The organism is Caballeronia sp. LZ019, assembly GCF_031450825.1.
Classification (GTDB): Bacteria; Pseudomonadota; Gammaproteobacteria; order Burkholderiales; family Burkholderiaceae; genus Caballeronia.
The window spans coordinates 781,932-799,082 of sequence record NZ_JARTVZ010000002.1; the positions used below are offsets into that span (position 1 = coordinate 781,932).

Here is a 17,151-nt window from a genome sequence, read left to right on the forward strand (position 1 = left end):
GTTTGCAGGAAAAGGCAATGATCCGACAGGATCAGGCTATGAACGGCCCGCGTTGACGGACGATACTGCACGGGCTGGCGAACGCTCGTCAATTTTCGCGAAGGCGCCTTTCGACGGTTTCGCCCACCTTTCACACAGGAGCCCATCATGCGCTACAAGAAATTCGGCAACACCGGCCTGTTCGTCTCGGAGCTGTGCCTCGGCACGATGACCTTCGGCGGCGGCACCGGCGGCATCTGGGACAACATCGGCCAGCTTCAGCAAGCCGATGCCGACAAGCTCGTCGGCCGTTCGCTCGATGCGGGCATCAATTTCATCGATACCGCCGACGTCTACGCCGATGGCCGCTCGGAAATCATCACCGGTCAGGCGTTGAAGAACCTGAAAGTGCCGCGCGAGAACGTCGTCGTCGCGACGAAAATTCTCGGCGAAGCGGGCACCAAGGGCGTGAACTCGCGCGGCGCGTCGCGGTTTCACATCATCGATGGCGTGAAGGAAAGCCTCAGGCGTCTGCAACTCGATCACGTCGACCTGTACCAGATTCACGGATTCGATCCCGCGACGCCGATCGAGGAAACGCTGCGCGCCCTCGATACGCTCGTGCAGCACGGTCACGTGCGCTACATCGGCGTGTCGAACTGGGCGGCCTGGCAGATCATGAAGGCGCTCGGCATCTCCGAGCGGCTCGGGCTTGCGCGCTTCGAGTCACTGCAGGCGTATTACACGGTCGCCGGCCGCGATCTCGAACGCGAGCTCGTGCCGCTCCTGCAAAGCGAGAACGTCGGCCTGATGGTGTGGAGTCCGCTCGCGGGCGGCTTGCTGTCGGGCAAGTACACGCGCGAAGGCGGCAAGGAAGAAGGCAGCCGCCGCACGAAGTTCGATTTCCCGCCGGTGAACGTCGAACGTGCGTACGACTGCATCGACGTGATGCGGCGTATCGCGGAGAGCAAGGGGGTGTCGGTCGCGCAGATCGCGCTCGCGTGGCTGCTGCATCAGCAGGTGGTGACGAGCGTGATCGTGGGCGCGAAGCGCGTGGAACAGCTCGATGACAACATCGCGGCGACGAGCGTGAAGCTCGACAGCGACGAACTCGCCGCCCTCGACGAAGTCAGCCAGTTGCCGTCCGAGTACCCAGGCTGGATGCTCACGCGGCAAGGCGAATACCGCCGCAACCAGTTGAAGGAAGCGGCGGGCGAGTAAGTTTCGTCGCTCGAGGCAGGCCGGTCAGATAATCGGCTTGCCGCCCGTTACCGCAATGGTCGCGCCGGAGACGTAGCTGGCCTCGTCGGATGCGAGCATCACGTACGCGGCGGCGAGTTCGGCAGGCTGGCCGGCGCGCTTCATCGGCACCTGCGAGCCGAAGTTCTTGACCTTCTCGGGCGGCATCGTCGATGGAATCAGCGGTGTCCAGATCGGCCCCGGCGCCACGCAGTTCACGCGGATGCCGCGCTCGGCCAGCAATTGCGCGAGGCCGCCGGTGAAGTTCTGGATCGCGCCCTTCGTGCTCGCGTAGGCGATCAGCCCGGGATTCGGATTGTCGGCGTTGACGGACGTCGTATTGACGATCGCCCCGCCCTCCTTCATGTGCGCGAGCGCCGCCTTCGTGATGCGGAACATCGCGCCGATGTTCGTCGAATAGGTCTTGTCCCATTCGTCGTCGCTGATTTCCTCGAGGCTGTCGTAGGTCATCTGATAGGCCGCATTGTTCACGAGCACGTCGATACGTCCGAAGGCGTCGACGGTCTTCGCGACCAGTTCCTTGCAGAACTCGCGGTCGGTGATATCGCCCGGCAGCAGCAAGGCCTTGCGCCCTGCTTCCTCGACCCAGCGCGCGGTTTCCTTTGCGTCGTCGTGTTCGTCCAGATAGGCGATGGCGACGTCCGCGCCTTCCCGCGCATAAGCGATCGCCACTGCGCGCCCGATGCCGCTGTCCGCGCCGGTGATGAGCGCCGCTTTTCCTGCCAGCCTGCCGCTGCCCTTGTAGCTTTGCTCGCCGTGATCGGGCTTCGGGTCCATCGGTGCGGTGAGACCGGGCGTGCGGTCCTGCTGCTGCTCCGCGAAAGGCGGCGTGGGATAAGCATTGGTGTTCATGGGTGTCCTCGCTGATGAAGAGTCGGGATAAACCCTCATTCAGCAAGCACCGGACCCGATTTCAAGCGCTTTTCCGGCCTTTATCCTGATTGCCGATAGGCGCTATCCACCGTATCGCGTTGCGGCATAAGGCCGCGTTGCCGACACTGTACGCACAACATCACGACGCAACGGAGACATTCATGCGTACTCAAGTCGGCATTGTCGGCGCGGGCCCGGCCGGGCTCCTGCTCTCTCATCTCCTGCATCAGCGCGGTATCGAATCGGTCGTGCTGGAAGCGCGCAGCCGGCAGGACATCGAATCGACCATTCGCGCGGGCGTGCTCGAACAAGGCACGATGGACCTGCTCAACGAAGCCGGTCTCGGCGCGCGCATGCAGGCGGAAGGCGCGCTGCATCATGGCTTCGAGCTGGCGTTCGAAGGGCAGCGCCGGCGCATCGCGCTGACCGAACTGACCGGTCACTCGATCACGGTCTATGCGCAGCACGAAGTCATCAAGGATCTCGTCGCGGCGCGCGTGGCGGCGAACGGCGCGCTGAAGTTCAACGTGTCGAATGTCTCGCTTCACGATTTCGCGGAGAACAGCGATCGGAGCCCGCGCATCAAGTATCGCCACGAAGGACGGGACGAAGAGCTGGAGTGCGATTTCATCATCGGTTGCGACGGTTCCCAGGGGGTGTCGCGCCAATCGATTCCGGAAGCGATTCGGCAGGATTATCAGCGCGTGTACCCGTTCGGCTGGTTCGGCATTCTGGTGGAGGCGCCGCCTTCGTCGGACGAGCTGATCTACGCGCGGCACGATCGCGGCTTTGCGCTGATCAGCACGCGTTCGCCGGGCGTGCAGCGCATGTACTTCCAGTGCGACCCGAAGGATTCCGTCGATGCCTGGTCCGACGACCGCATCTGGGCGGAACTGCACGCACGCGTCGATACCGCGGACGGCTGGCAGATCACCGAGGGCAGGATTTTTCAGAAGAACATCGTCGGGATGCGCAGCTTCGTTTCCACGCCGATGCAGTCGGGCAAGCTCTTCCTCGCCGGCGACGCCGCGCATATCGTGCCGCCGACGGGGGCGAAGGGGCTGAATCTGGCGGTGTCGGACGTGCGCGTGCTGACTGCGGGGCTTGTCGGTTTCTATCAGGATGGCAGCGCCGACAAGCTCGCGCGATACACCGAGACGGCGCTCAAGCGCATCTGGCGCGCGGAGCATTTCTCGTGGTGGATGACGCGCATGCTGCATAAGCTCGATGACACCTCGCCGTTCGAACAGCGATTGCAGGTGGCGGAGCTGGAGCATGTGACGACGTCGCGCGCGGCGGCTACGGCGCTGGCGGAGAACTATGTGGGGAGCGTGGCGGTTTGATGGGGAGGCCGGTGGCTCCGCTGGCGGCGGTGCTGCCCGGCGGGGGCAGTGGTTGCGGGTAGGTTGCGCCAGATACTTGAGAAGCCACTTTCGCTTGGAGCGGAACTGTTGTCTGTCTTGGAATTCGTGAACTCGCTTCCCAGACGTTCAGCGTCGTGACGGTATACCGCCTCGTGCACCCGAACCAGCCGTTTGGTGCACAGCATCTCTTACTGACTTGCGCAGCCCATTTCGTCGTGGCGCGCACACCGTACGCCCTCGGCGATTTTTCTTCCTGCGCGTCTCAGCGATGACCGCTCGCGCATTCGAACGGGCAGTATCTACTGCCCGGCCCGATCCGGACATCAGCCGCGCTTGCCAGTTGCGGCTACACGGCGCAGAAGCGGCGAAAAGCCGTAACGCCAGGCCTCTAGTTGCAAGTATACGATTTGCAGTGCCGAGGGCCACTCTTGCGGCAGCAGCATTTGGGGCAATATCCGATCCATCAACCAAACCTCACGATGCCAGAAAACTGGGTCCACCGGCCATCGCTGCTAACCCGGCATCAGTGCAGTCGTTGAATGCGCTTGCATAAAAACTAATCGCCAATGGTTGCGCTCGTGCTACCGATCAGCGTACACCCGCATTCGCTATGGTGTCCGTGCAAGGCAACTCGCTGCCCGCCGACTATAAAGGTCGGATGCGCCTCGATGATCTTGTTGATGCCATGTGGACGCCCGTCGGGATACGTTTGCGGACAGTCGACAAGATCATTCAAGCGCGCAACACTACGCCCGCTAATCTTATGCGTCGATGAACCGGTGATCACCTTGCCGCCGTGGTCCGTTCGGTCACCGACGCAGATAACTGGAAGACTCATAGTTTCTGACCAAAGCGCTCATGTTCGAAGATATGACTTAGCAGCAAACCGCTAATCGGCATACAGTTCACCACGCATTAACTTGTCCACAATCAATCCCCCGGCCCAATCGCGCTCCTCATCCGCTACATGCCACGCGCCATCACGATAGACGTGGTCCAGAGTCACCCTCGACATATTGGGCGGGCTAGATCTCGGCACTGGCATTGATACATCTAGTTTCATCCAAATTTCAGCCGTACAAGTGGAGACCAGGTCAGTACGGCGTTCGCAGTCGAGCAGCGCTACTTTCCGCAAAGCCCGTTCGATACTGTTCCCGCGAGGACTCTCTAACCCCGGCGCCATAGCAAGGGGCGACCCTTGATCGAATGACGCAAGAGACTCGACTTTTGCACCCGACACTTGTGCATTCGTCGGCTCATTATATAAATGAGACCCAGAAGGAGCAACGATTGCACCCATGTACGGAAATATGTTCTTGTTCGCATCTCTCAGCATTTTCTGCTTTCTCTTCTTAGCCGCGCTGTTCAGCACGAGATCAGGAGCCCGCCCGGTTTCATGCAGCATGAACCGATCTATAGAAATCCTATCTGGCCTCTGCGCAGATGCACCGGATACCGATCGAACTCTTCGTTCGCACATCTCGCCTCCTTCTGGCCATAGCTCGAACGCTAAAAAACGATCACGAACCGATCCGCTTCCATGCAACGCTGCCCGGCTCCGTCGGGATCTTCGCCGGGTTCTGAGCAGCCGTGCGTCTATATGGATCAAACGCATCGACTGAACACTTTGCCTCTACGTCAGCGGGCCATCGAGGTATCTTGCTAGTTTTCATCGCAAACCACCGGCCCACTGCAGTAAGCCAAAGCATCGGCGCGGAGATCCATTGGAGAATCGGCAATCCGTTGAACATCAGAAACAGTACATTGAGGCCAGCACGGAAGGTCTCTTTCTTCGTCGCGATATCGTGGCACCATAAAACGTCTCGATAGACTGAGGCAGGCCCCTCCTCCATGTAGCGCCGTACAAATTCCCACACATGCTTGAGTTGTTGCGGATCCAGGCTATCGCCCCGTAAGGCGAATGTCCACTCGACCGTCTCGCGATCCGCTTTAAGAGCATGGCCTCGAATGTCCCATACGTACCGGCCGGACGGCATCCTTTGACCTCTGCCAAGTGTAAAGAACAAGTCGTCCCACTTCGCAGACCGGACGACACCATCGAGGCAGAAAACATACACCATGCGATTGCGGTAGTTGAAGCGGATGGGAAAATGTGTCCAACGGAAAGATTCTCTTGTCAGGCCCCAGATCAGGACAGTCCATAAAGTTACATAAGCCGAAATCGCTAGTCCTTCCACCAACCAGTCATTTGTTGAAAAAACGCGATTGAACCCAAGAGTGATGACTAGAACCAACATCATGACGAGAAAAGCGAGCATTGCAGTAATGCAAAGCAAACAGCCGAAGTTTAAGTTTCCACGTTCCACAAACCATCGATCTACCGTCTCGAGAATGCGCCATCTGGCTGCTTTTCATCCACGCCGCATGTGCTGTGGCCAGCGGCAGCAAGGTTTTGCTAAGGTAAGCGTCATAGTCCGCCTTAAACTGTTTATGCCACGCGGCGCGCGCCTGTTCGTCGTAGTCGCCCAGATATTTAGTCCAAGAATTTTTTGCTGCCGTCTTCAACTCTTCTTTACTCACTTCCGGCAGCGTCGCCGCCTTCATGTTGTACCTCGGCCGACCTGTTCCATCGACGGTCCAGTGGTTGTCCTCGTCGAACCAATCTCTTCCATCCAGGGAGTCGTACTCTGACTTGTCCGACGTCGCCGCTTGCAAACCGAGAATAGCCGTCGACGCGCTGAGCTTGCGTTCACGATCATTTTGGCTCATGAACTCATGGCGCAACTCGGTCAGGCGAGATGCAACTTCCGAGGCGACTGCAACGGGATCGTTGAGCATCAGCACCGCGCCCGGAGCGGAACCACAGGACTTCACTGCTCCGAGCAGTGCATCGTAAGTGGATGCGCGCGACTTGAACCCGAAAGGGGAGAAGGCGAACATCTGGACTTTCGTCTTGCCACAGTACTCAGCGACCAGCGTGTTCACCACAGTGATCGGCTTAGCGTGCGCGGCGCGCTGTAGGGACAGCCACGCCTTCACATCGAACTCCCGCATATGACGCTTTCGATACGCCTCGTCCTGATGCAGCCCGAGCACACGAGGCGTCCATTCCGCATCCGAAAATGCTACCCAAATGCGCTTCGCATTGGACGGGTCCTTCACAGTGATACAGGACGCGATCTCCTTGTGCCCCATCTTGTCGCACGGCTCGCGCCCTACCGCGTAGGCTGGATTCATCGGCACGCCGGGTCGGGGCAGCTTCATCAGATACCCCAATTTCGTCACCCAGTACCATTCCCAGAAACCGCGTTCGTCATAGACGTACAAATAACCACCGCGAAGCGTTCTCGCGGTGTATTGCGAAGGCCCGCCGACGGGCAACGTCGCCCCGTCGTTCGCTGTCGGCCGAAAACCTGCGGGCAGCTCTGGCGCCCCGGAGTCCAAATGCATGACTCCGGGACGAACAGGAAAAATCGCCAAGCCATGCTTATCGCAGAACTCGCAGGTACCCGTTGCGGCTTGGCGCGCCTTGTCCAAGGGGTTCGCCGGTGAAGGTTCAAATGGCGGCAGAGGGTCCGGCAGAGACTGCAGATGCAAAGTCTGTGCATTGGTCTTCGCAAGGCTGCCGGAATTATTTTCTGAACTGGTCAAGATGTTTTTCCTACTTGTAGGTTAAGTATTAGCCACCAGGCTATTCCACTCACGCGTCGACATGGCGTTAGTCCTGGATGCGTAGGCTCCGGGCTGCGACCGAGCTTCTGTCAGATACGACGCAATGGTTCCGTGCGTCGCGAACTTGCCACCGAATTTCATCGCGTGTTGAGCGAATGACACGCAATCGTCGCCATTCGTCAACGCGAACCGGTCCTGTGCGACACGTAGCCATTCGTTGGCTTCCGTGGCATCGCGCCAGTACGCGTCCGGCCCATCGAAGGGGCCAGCGGTCAGAACTCGGTTGATCAGAGGGACATTGAATAGCGCCACTGAACGCGGTTCATCAAGCGGCTGCCATTCTGCTTCGGGCCTTTGATTGAACTGAATTTCATACCATCCGCCTAGGAACGGAACCGACCACCGGGTCGTGGCTTCGCAAATCGATGCCAGCGCCTTGAGCGGCAGAATCCAGAGCAGATGCATGAAAACCTGCGGATCGGCAAATCGCAACAACACCCGTGATTCGTCCTGCAGCGTGGTGATTATGCGGCCCGCCATGCCAGGGCAGCGACACGCGCACCCAGCAACTCGAATTCTGGTCCATCTGACCGAGCCGGTCCCACTTGAACTGGATACGCACGCGCGCGTAGCCATCGAGCCACAGCGGCTGCTTCTCCGGCCCGACGACCACCGCCGTCTCCGGGTGCGCGCGCGGCTTCTCCATCGGCATCAGCTTGAAGAACACATCGGCCGGCTGGAGCACCATCTCTGTCACGCAGTGATACTGTGCATCGCTACCGGGCGTGGCGGTGAGTTCATCCGGATTCTGGATGTCGATGGACGTCGATCTGCCGCAGCTGTTAGCGCCGATGTAAAAATGACCCTGGCGCCGAAGTAAACATGACCCACCTGGGAGACGATGGCGGCTTTTGCCGCCGATGCTGACTCAGGAGCAAACATTGGAAATCAAGGTATTGGCCCGGCGCGGGACGGCGGTACGTGAGATAGCAAGGCAAACGGGTTTATCACGCAACACTGTGCGCCGATATTTGAGGGATGAGCAGGCGAGCCGTTACAGCCAGCGTGAGCCGCGAGCCACGAAGCTCGACCCGTTTAAGGACTATCTGCTGGAGCGCGTCGCCGCCGCGCGGCCGCACTGGATTCCGGCAACGGTCCTGCTTCGCGAACTGCAGGAAGCTGGGTACGAAGGCGGCATCAGTCAACTCAAGGCATTTCTGATGCCCTACAAGCGTCCCGAAGCTGAACCGGTGGTGCGCTTCGAAACCGCGCCGGGCAAGCAGTTGCAGGCCGATTTCACCGTTATTCGACGAGGGCGCGAGCCATTGCTCGCGCTGGTCGCGACGATGGGTTACAGCCGTGCGAGTTTCGTGCGTTTCACCTCGCGTGAGGACGCCGCGACGCTATGCGAATGCCTACGTGAAGCACTCGTCTATTTCGGTGGCACGCCAGAACATGTGCTGTTCGACAACGCGAAGTCGGTGGTCATCGAACGCGATGCATTCGGCGAAGGCGAGCATCGCTGGAACCCACAGCTGCTTGCGCTGGCTGAGACCTACGGCTTCACGCCGAAGGTGTGTCGTCCGTATCGCGCGAAGACCAAGGGTAAGGTGGAACGCTTCAACCGCTATCTCAAGGAGAGCTTCGTTGTGCCGCTTGCCGCGACGCTCAGGTCCTCGGGGTTGAAGCTTGATGTTGAGGCCGCCAATGCGCAAATTGGCCGTTGGCTATCAGAAGTTGCCAATGTACGCCGCCACGCGACGACAGGTGAGCGTCCGGCGGTCCTGCTTTGTTCGGAGCAGGCGGCGCTCCTGCCGTTACCAACCCAGGCGCCAGCGCTCGCAGCGCCAGACAACCGACGGGTGCTGCCACGCGAGAGCCTGCAGCATCCGCTAGCGGTCTACGACGCATTGCTGGAGGTCGCAGCATGAATCTGCAACATGAACGGATTGGCGCGCTATGCGCACAACTGAAGCTGGACTGCGTCGCGACCGATTGGGCGCCGCTTGCACAACGCAATGCAACGACCGATTCGAGTATGGCCGACTTCCTTGAACAACTTCTGCAAGCGGAACTTGGCGCGCGCGAGCAGCGCAAGCGTCAGGTGCTCACGAAGCTGGCAGCGTTGCCTGGCATCAAGACGCTTGAGCAATACGACTTCAGCTTCGCCAGCGGCGCGCCACGTGCGCAGATTCAGGAACTGGCAAGTCTGGCGTTCGTCGAACGGGCCGAGAACATCGTGCTGCTCGGACCATCCGGGGTGGGTAAGACGCATATCGCGACCTCGCTTGCTTACCGCGCTGCGCAGGCCGGCATCAAGACGCGGTTCATCACCGCCGCTGACCTGATGATGCAACTGGCCGCTGCCCGGCAGCAGAACCGCCTGCGGGAGTTCTTCAATCGCGCGGTCATTGGACCCCGGCTGCTGGTTATCGACGAAATCGGCTATCTGCCATTTGGACGGGAGGAGGCGAACCTATTCTTCAATGTCGTGGCGAAACGCTACGAGCGCGGCTCAATCGTATTGACCAGCAACCTGCCGTTCACACAGTGGGCGACAGCATTCGCCGATGACCAGACGCTGACGGCTGCAATGCTCGACCGGCTCCTGCATCACGCTCATATCGTGCAAATCAGCGGCGAGAGCTATCGACTAAAGGACAAAAGAAAGGCGGGACAAACAGGCACGCGGGCCAGCACGAAAGTAGCCGCGTGATCAACGACCCGGGTGGGTCACATTTACTTCGGCGAAACCCAGAAATGTGGGTCAGGTTTCAGTCGGCGTTGACACGCAGCACCTTCAGACTATGGATGTGCTCCTCGTCAATGCGCTTGCCCTCGGGCGAGTGATACAGTACCGAGTCATACGCATTGCCGTGCTTCTTGTGCGAGCCGGGCGAATCGCACAGCATGAGTTTCATGCCATCGAAGTAGTAATACAGCCCCCACTCGGTCCACAGTTGCTTTAGAAATTCGTAGTCGCTTTGCCAGAACTGTCTGATGAAGTCGCGCTTCGGAAAGACGTTGTTGTTCAGCGCGACGGCGGCCAGGCGCTTGTCCCATGGGAACGTGTAGCCCTTCAGCACCGCCTCCGTGACGTCCAGGACGCTCACGTCCTGGAACACCCGATTATCTCGATTCTGCGATGCCAGCCAGAGCCAAGGTCTGACTGTGAACCGGTAATAGACGCGCCGCTCATCACTGCCGGTCTGCTGCACTTCAGTGATGAGGCCGTTGATCCTGCGCACGCCTGCGCCGACGTTGCCTGCACCCAGATTGCCGGGCAGGCCCGGAACGAAGGTTCCCTTGCCCTCGAATTCGACTTGTATTTCGATCGGTTTGCCGATCAGTTCATCGGGTTTGACGAGGTCGCGCGCATTCCAGATGCGGAACGTCGGGCTGTCGACCGAGGCGAAATCGACCTCGTATTCGAAGAGCTCCCCGAGCGCCTCGACACCCTTGACGCGCTGAGGGATGAGGATGCCGGCGCCGCCCCAGGTGGGCAGCGCCTGGCACTCGATCTTCAGCGTGCGGCTTTGCAGCGGATTGAACATCTGATACTGCTCCCTGATTATTTTGATTAGGTCACGGTGCTTGCCGTGCAGGAATTCGATTCGACTCTTTATCTGCTCCGCTTTGCGGGCCTCACGCCACGCTGCGGGTGCCCGGCCGAGGCGGCCACTCCGCAATGCGCCCGCGCTGCTCCGATACGAGCAATGCCTGGGTGTACGAATGCGCGGAGGCGTGTCGTGCGAGATACCGTTCCAGGACCAGCCCCAACGCATAGGGACTCACGCCTTCGAAGCCCTCTTCATCGACCGTCACGGCGCATTCCAGCGCACGCACCATCGGCGGAATCGCATGAGGAACGACGCAGTTGACCGGCGTGAGCGTCGCCGAGGACAGGCTCTCTACCTGCCGCCGCAACGCGGGCATATCCGCCGAGAGATAAAGCCGCAGGAGGCTGCGCAAGCCCTCGCCGGGATTCGGCTCGTCGTAGCGGTCATCGAAATCCGCGTGTTCGATCGCCAGTTGCGCGAGCAATTGCCACGCTTTGATGCCCACGCCTAGCGGCGGCCTCGATCGGCTCGGCGCGCGCACGAGGCCCACGCTGGCGAGCGGCGCGGACCCGGGCAGCTTCACGTCGCTCACGCCGTTGCAGTCGAGCAGGCCCGGCAGGTCGCGGTTGGTGAGCCACACATCGAACGACAGGTAGTTGATCGGCGCGTCATGCTCGCCCGGCGTGTACGGCAGGCCATCTCGCCCGACCAGCGAGAGAAACGATTCGGTGTTGATGTAGGGCGCACGTGTGCCATACGAGCGCCCCTTGGCCTTGGCCAGGCGCTGCTCGCGACGCACCGTGAAATAACGTCCGTGGCCTTCTTCATCATGCAGCAGCGCATCGTGGAGCGAATGGAAGGGCAATTCCTCCGAGTCCTCTTCTTCGCTGGCCTGGCCGATCGCCTTGTCGACGGAATGCACCTCGTGATCGAGCGCCGCCTTGCCGAACGGCGTGAGGTGAATCACGGGCCCCAGGTCCTGCGTCCGCACAGCCGCCGTGCGCGCCTTGAAGAGGTTGACGACCGGCACGCAAAAGAGCGCGAACATGTCGGCGTTCACGCGCTCGGCCAGCTCGCTCGTCGAGCGGTCCAGCAGCACGATGATCTCCGCCTCGCTGCCGTTGATGCGCGAAAGCCCCGCCTGCAATCCCGTCAGCGTGAAGAAATAGAATCGGCTCGGACAGGAGAAATACTCGTTCACGAGGTTGTGGCCGATGAACTTCGGCGCGGCGAGCGGCAGCACCGCTTCGTCGGCGGTGAGGCCGTCGTGGACGACAGGATCGGATGCAACCACATGCGGCACATAGCCCGCCTCGCTGAATCGTCCCGGCTCGCCCACAAGCGAGACGACAGCGCCGGTATGGATCAATTCATGGAGGTGTGACGCGACGCGTTCATCCCCAGCGAGGTATATCTGCAGGCGGTCCAGTCCTTGTAGCGAGGAGAACGGTATGCCCTCGAGCGTGCGCAAACGCAGACGCAAGGCGCCGCGCACCCGCCGGTGCGGCGGTACATAGCGATCTTGCCCCTGAACATCGGGCGGAACGTGGGTCAGCCGGCCATCAACCAATTGGATCGGGAACAGCGCAACGTCCTGGGTCGTGCTAAAGGTGCAGGCCGTCTTCTCGCCATCGGGCAACCGCAGCGACGTGAGCTCCGCACCACGCTCAACCGTGTGGCCCGAGACGAAACCTGCGGCCTTTCCACCCGCGTAGAAACGCGCCACTGCGATGGACGGCGTAGGCGACAGGTAACCCGGATAGACCGACGACAGCAAAGCCTGCGTGAGCAGCGGGAACTCGTCGTCGAAACGCATCTGCATGCGTGCGTTCACGAACGACGACGACTGGATCAGGCGATTGACGAAAGAATCGCCCGTCTCGGAGCCGAGCATCAGAAGGCGTCTTGCGATCTTGGGATGCCCAAGGGCGAACTCACCGCCCAACGCCTGCATGTAGAGGCGTTCGCGGTCGTAGAGCGGAAGCAGGCGGGGGTCCATCAGATGTGCGGTTCGACGCTCGAGGGAAAGTTGAGATTGGCACCGCCTGCGGAATCCGCTGCTGTTGTCTGTGTTGCGTGCGCAGGGGACTACTACTGTGCGTACTTCGTGGATCGAGGTATGCGACTTCACCGCCGATGAAACCAAGCCGCATTTCGTCAGGCTGACGAGCCACCATGACGGTGCAACACAGTATGTGATGTTTGCTAACGTCCAATCGTCAGAAACGTCCTAAATTTCGCGTGAGTCTGTAACAGTTGTGATGCACGCGGGAAGCAACCACTGACAAGGCCCCGAAAAGAACTGGCAGCGGAGGTCTCTATTCCCCCCGCACAGCACCCGAGCGTCTTACCCGCTATCATCAACGGTTCTTCGACTCCACCCTCGCCTGACGAGTCCTCTTCCGCTCGATGTCATTCCCGCATATCGATTTACTCTATTCCGCCTCCGGGCTCGCGGTCGGATTCCTCGTCGGCCTGACTGGCGTGGGCGGCGGCTCCCTGATGACGCCGCTGCTCGTCCTCCTGTTCGGCATTCATCCAGCGACGGCCGTCGGCACCGACCTGCTCTACGCCGCCGCAACCAAGACCGCCGGCACGCTCGTGCATGGCCTGAAAGGCTCGGTCGACTGGCGCATCACCGGGCGGCTCGCCGCGGGCAGCGTGCCGGCTGCGGCCGTGACGCTCTACTTCCTTCACCGGCACGGCATGACTTCCCCCGATACGGCGCGGCTCATCCAGTTGATCCTCGGCACCGCGCTCCTCATCACCGCCGTTTCGCTCGTCTTCCGCACGCAACTCGCACGTCTCGCCTATCAGAAGGGACGCAGCCGCCCCGAGAACCCGGCGCGCACCGCCGCGTGGACGATTCTCACCGGCGCGATCCTCGGCGTGCTGGTGTCCATCACTTCGGTCGGCGCGGGCGCGATCGGCGTGACCGTGCTGCTGCTGCTGTATCCCCGTCTCGCGACCGCGCGCATCGTCGGTTCCGACGTGGCGCACGCCGTCCCGCTCACGCTGATTGCGGGCGCCGGACACTGGATGGTCGGCTCCGTCGACTGGGCGCTGCTCCTTTCGCTGCTCGTCGGGTCGATTCCGGGCATCGCCATCGGCAGCGCGCTGTCGTCGAAAGCGCCCGAAGCGCTGCTGCGCCACGTCCTTGCCGCAACGCTCGTGCTCGTCGGCGCAAAACTCGTGTTGAGCTGATCCTAGTCACCGCGCCCGGCGATGCACAGTCGGCCGGATGGCATAGGCGAAATCGCAGCTCCGCCGCTGGCCTAGCCGTTTGACCGAGTATCACGCGGCCGGCCGATGCGGCATCATGCGCTGTCAATCGGCTGACGCGCCGCTTCAAACACGCGCAGCCATTCCGGCGGCGCGGCGTGGTGCACAGACATCGCGATACGCGCGCCGTTCCTTGCCGTCGATATTGCGAGCGCAAGCCGGCGGCCTGCGGGTTCACGAGGAGTCAGGCAATGAAAGAGAACGAGCATCTGCATCAGGACCTCCCCGCCGACAACGACGCGCCCGCCGATCCCGCGCGCCGGCGTCTGATCGCGGCCGGCGTCGGGCTTGCCGGCCTGTCGCTCGGCGGATGCAACCTCTTCGAGCACAAGCCGTCGGCGCCCAAGACCGCCGCCGACCTTTCGCTGGACCGCACGCTCGCCGCGAAGGTGCGGCAGATCGTCGTGATCTACGCGGAAAACCGCAGCTTCACCAACCTTTACGGCGACTTTCCGGGCGTGCAGTATCCGCTGTCGGCCGTGTCGGCGTCGCAGTACACGCAGTTCGACCGGGACGGCATCACGCCGCTGCCCACGCTGCCCAGAATCTGGGGCGGTCTCGTGCCGCAGTCGCAGGAATTCGACGGCAAGCGCTACGCCATCGCGGAGAATCAGATCGCCGCGCTGCGCAACGGCCCGTTCCGGCTTGCGGACGCGCAAGGCGACCCTCTGCCGACCGGCGTCATCACACGCGACCTCGTGCATCGCTTCTATCAGAACCAGATGCAAATCAACGCCGGGCGCAACAATCAGTTCGCCGCGTGGAGCGACTCGGGCGGTCTCGTCATGGGCCACTACCGGAACTCGCCGGATACTCTGAAGCTCTGGGGACTCGCGCAGCAATACACGCTCTGCGACAACTTCTTCATGTCGGCGTTCGGCGGTTCCTGGCTGAATCACATCTTCCTGATTTCCGCGCAGGCGCCGTTCTATCCCGATGCGCGCAACAGCCCCGCGTCCAAACTGATATCCGTGGTCGAAGGCGACGATCCGACCGGCTCGCGCCTGAAGCTCGCGCCCGATTCGCCGAAGTCTGCGCTCGAAGGACCGCCGAAGTTCGTGCGCGACAGCTCGCTCACCGCCGATGGCTACGCGGTCAACACGATGGCCGCGCCGTTCCAGCCGAGCATGGTCAAGCCCGCGCCGGACGGCGACCCGCGCTTCGCCGATACGTCGAACGCGAACGTGCTGCCGCCGCAGACGTACGCGACCATCGGCGACCGCCTGTCCGGGAAGGGCATCGACTGGGCGTGGTACAGCGGCGCGTGGCAATACGCAATCGAGCATCGGGACACCGGCGCGGTGCCCGATTTTCAGTATCACCATCAGCCGTTCAACTACTTCCGCAACTTCGCGCCGGGAACGGCAGCGCGCGAACGGCATCTGCGCGACGCCGGCCTCGGCGACGATCCTTCCACGAACAAGCTGCTCGCCGATATCGACGCGGGCCGCCTGCCGCCCGTCACGTTCTACAAGCCGCAAGGCAACCTGAACATGCACGCGGGCTACGCGGATGTCGCATCGGGCGACCGGCATATTTCGAACGTGATCGAACGCATCCGGCGCGGGCCGCAGTGGGAAAACACGGTCGTGATCGTGACGGTCGACGAAAACGGCGGCTGGTGGGACCACGTTGCGCCGCCGAAGGGCGATCGCTGGGGACCGGGTTCGCGCATTCCGGCAATCGTCGTGTCGCCGCTCGCAAAAAAAGGCTACGTCGATCACACCGTTTACGACACGAATTCGATCCTGCGCTTCATCTCGCGCGTGCACGACCTCGCACCGCTCGATGGCGTCGTCGCGCGTGACCGGGCTTTCGCGGCGAACGGCGAAGCGCCGCTCGGCGATCTCACCGCTTCACTCGACCTCGCCTAGCCGCGCTCGATCCACGCGCGCGCCGATATCTCCAGCAGAGCCGTAATGCAGCGCGCCGACGGGCACGACGGCGCGCGCCGGTTTCCACGCGCCGAAGTGCCGCTCGTATATCTCGTTGAACGTCTTCCAGTGCTCGACGCCGACGAGATATACCGTGACCTCCATGCAGTCCTTCAGGCCGCCGCCCGCGGCTTCGAGCACGGTTCGCAGGTTGCGCAAGGCCTGTTCGGCCTGCTCATCGAACGGACGGTCGCCGGTATGCGTGCCGTCGGCGCGCATCGGCAACTGGCCGGAGACGCACACGAGGTTGCCGGCGCGCGTCGCGTGGCTGTAGTGGCCGGCGGGAATCGGCAGGCCGGGGGCGTTGATGGTTTCTATCGGTGTCATCTTCGTTGGCAGTCGAGAGTTCGTGGATCAGAGCGCGAGCCTGCCCGCCAGGAAATCGAGGAATGCGCGGGCGCGGGCCGCCATCGATTCGCTCTGGTAATAGACCGCGCTGACGGGTTGCCGGACGTCTTCGAGCGCGTCGTCGAGGATCGTGCGGAGGCGGCCGGCTTCGACGTCGGCGGCGGTCATGAAATCGGCTAGACAGGCAACGCCGCCGCCGTCGATCGCGAGTTGCCGGATGGTCTCGCCGCTCGACGCCGACACCGCGGGCCGGATCGTGACGAACGCCGCGCGGCCATCGCGCAGCGGCCAGTCGTTGAGGCTTTCCGGCGCGGTAAAGCCGATGAGCCGCGCGCGCATCAGCTCTTCGACATCGCGCGGTTCGCCGTGCTCCGCGAGATAGGCGGGACTGGCAAGCACGCGCAGCCTGCTGCTGCCGAGTGCGCGCGCGTGCAGTGTGGAATCCTGCAGCGCGCCGATTCGTATCGCGATATCCACCCGCTGCTCCAGCAAATCGACGATACGCTCGTTGCTCGTCAGTTCCAGCGATATCTCCGGATAAAGCGATGCGAACGCCCTCACATGCGGGACCACGCAATGAAGCATGAAGGGCGACGCTGCATCCACGCGCAGCCGCCCGGCAGGCCGCTCGCGCCGTCGCGAGATGGCTTCCTCGGCGTCGTCCATCGCGGCGAGAATCGCGCGGGCGCGGGCGAGGAACAATTCGCCTTCCTCCGTCAGTTGCAGGCGGCGCGTGGTGCGCCGGACGAGCGTTGCACCGAGCTTCTTCTCGAGGCGTGTCAGCGTGCGGCTGACGCCGGAAACCGTCTGTTGCAGCGTTTCGGCGGCGGCCGTCATCGAACCGCTGTCGATCACGGTGACGAAAACGAGCAGTTCATCGGTATTCGTTTTCATGGGGGCGCACGGGATTATTGATTC

General features: G+C 61.8%; 16 protein-coding genes. 6 read left to right on the forward strand and 10 right to left on the reverse strand.

Features of this window, described 5'->3' with window-relative positions:
* The first annotated feature begins 147 nt into the window (after window positions 1–147).
* A complete protein-coding gene (locus P9255_RS06565; RefSeq protein WP_309766138.1) occupies window positions 148–1,200 on the forward strand; it encodes an aldo/keto reductase in 1,053 nt (350 codons plus the stop codon).
* A 24-nt stretch (window positions 1,201–1,224) separates the two neighbouring features.
* Here the strand turns inward: P9255_RS06565 and P9255_RS06570 are convergent, their stop codons facing one another.
* A complete protein-coding gene (locus P9255_RS06570) occupies window positions 1,225–2,091 on the reverse strand; it encodes an SDR family oxidoreductase (protein WP_309766139.1) in 867 nt (288 codons plus the stop codon).
* Between the two features lie 182 nt (window positions 2,092–2,273).
* Here P9255_RS06570 and P9255_RS06575 point away from each other — a divergent pair, with 182 nt between their 5' ends.
* The gene (locus P9255_RS06575) at window positions 2,274–3,455 is read left to right on the forward strand and encodes a 4-hydroxybenzoate 3-monooxygenase (protein ID WP_309766140.1); all 1,182 of its coding nucleotides are present in this window, start codon (window positions 2,274–2,276) and stop codon (window positions 3,453–3,455) included.
* 577 nt (window positions 3,456–4,032) lie between these two features.
* On the opposite strand, the gene P9255_RS06580 is transcribed toward P9255_RS06575, so the two are convergent.
* The 5 genes from P9255_RS06580 to P9255_RS06600 all read right to left on the reverse strand — a co-directional run bounded on the left by P9255_RS06580 (window position 4,033) and on the right by P9255_RS06600 (window position 7,649).
* Window positions 4,033–4,314, reverse strand: coding sequence for a PAAR domain-containing protein (locus tag P9255_RS06580; protein WP_309766141.1), 282 nt, complete (start codon window positions 4,312–4,314; stop codon window positions 4,033–4,035).
* A 51-nt stretch (window positions 4,315–4,365) separates the two neighbouring features.
* Window positions 4,366–4,881 carry a hypothetical protein gene (locus P9255_RS06585; protein ID WP_309766142.1) on the reverse strand — a complete coding sequence of 172 codons (516 nt, stop codon included), beginning with the start codon at window positions 4,879–4,881 and terminating at the stop codon, window positions 4,366–4,368.
* Between the two features lie 115 nt (window positions 4,882–4,996).
* On the reverse strand, window positions 4,997–5,755 hold the full coding sequence (locus P9255_RS06590) for a DUF6708 domain-containing protein (protein WP_309766143.1): 759 nt from the start codon (window positions 5,753–5,755) through the stop codon (window positions 4,997–4,999).
* A complete protein-coding gene (locus tag P9255_RS06595; protein ID WP_309766144.1) occupies window positions 5,682–7,088 on the reverse strand; it encodes a T6SS effector BTH_I2691 family protein in 1,407 nt (468 codons plus the stop codon). The genes P9255_RS06590 and P9255_RS06595 overlap by 74 nt, the downstream gene beginning before the upstream one ends.
* A gap of 21 nt (window positions 7,089–7,109) precedes the next feature.
* On the reverse strand, window positions 7,110–7,649 hold the full coding sequence (locus P9255_RS06600) for a hypothetical protein (RefSeq protein WP_309789268.1): 540 nt from the start codon (window positions 7,647–7,649) through the stop codon (window positions 7,110–7,112).
* Between the two features lie 380 nt (window positions 7,650–8,029).
* Between P9255_RS06600 and istA the strand changes: the two genes are divergently transcribed.
* Entirely contained in the window at window positions 8,030–9,040 is a 1,011-nt protein-coding gene (gene istA, locus P9255_RS06605) for an IS21 family transposase (protein ID WP_309764579.1), read from the forward strand.
* Window positions 9,037–9,825: an IS21-like element helper ATPase IstB gene (istB, locus tag P9255_RS06610; RefSeq protein WP_309766146.1), complete on the forward strand. Its 789-nt coding sequence runs from the start codon at window positions 9,037–9,039 to the stop codon at window positions 9,823–9,825. Before istA ends, istB begins: the two co-directional genes overlap by 4 nt.
* A 58-nt stretch (window positions 9,826–9,883) precedes the next feature.
* Here istB and P9255_RS06615 read toward each other — a convergent pair whose 3' ends face one another.
* Together P9255_RS06615 and tssF are read right to left on the reverse strand one after the other, a co-directional pair.
* Window positions 9,884–10,663: a phage late control D family protein gene (locus P9255_RS06615; RefSeq protein ID WP_309766147.1), complete on the reverse strand. Its 780-nt coding sequence runs from the start codon at window positions 10,661–10,663 to the stop codon at window positions 9,884–9,886.
* Between the two features lie 91 nt (window positions 10,664–10,754).
* Entirely contained in the window at window positions 10,755–12,668 is a 1,914-nt protein-coding gene (tssF, locus tag P9255_RS06620) for a type VI secretion system baseplate subunit TssF (protein ID WP_309766148.1), read from the reverse strand.
* A gap of 410 nt (window positions 12,669–13,078) precedes the next feature.
* Between tssF and P9255_RS06625 the strand changes: the two genes are divergently transcribed.
* Window positions 13,079–13,873: a sulfite exporter TauE/SafE family protein gene (locus P9255_RS06625; protein WP_309766149.1), complete on the forward strand. Its 795-nt coding sequence runs from the start codon at window positions 13,079–13,081 to the stop codon at window positions 13,871–13,873.
* Window positions 13,874–14,142: 269 nt separating this feature from the next.
* A complete protein-coding gene (locus P9255_RS06630; RefSeq protein ID WP_309766150.1) occupies window positions 14,143–15,825 on the forward strand; it encodes an acid phosphatase in 1,683 nt (560 codons plus the stop codon).
* On the opposite strand, the gene P9255_RS06635 is transcribed toward P9255_RS06630, so the two are convergent.
* Together P9255_RS06635 and P9255_RS06640 are read right to left on the reverse strand one after the other, a co-directional pair.
* Window positions 15,808–16,212, reverse strand: coding sequence for a Rid family hydrolase (locus P9255_RS06635; RefSeq protein WP_309766151.1), 405 nt, complete (start codon window positions 16,210–16,212; stop codon window positions 15,808–15,810). The genes P9255_RS06630 and P9255_RS06635 overlap by 18 nt on opposite strands.
* Before the next feature lie 27 nt (window positions 16,213–16,239).
* A complete protein-coding gene (locus P9255_RS06640; protein ID WP_309766152.1) occupies window positions 16,240–17,127 on the reverse strand; it encodes a LysR family transcriptional regulator in 888 nt (295 codons plus the stop codon).
* Window positions 17,128–17,151: the final 24 nt, after the last annotated feature.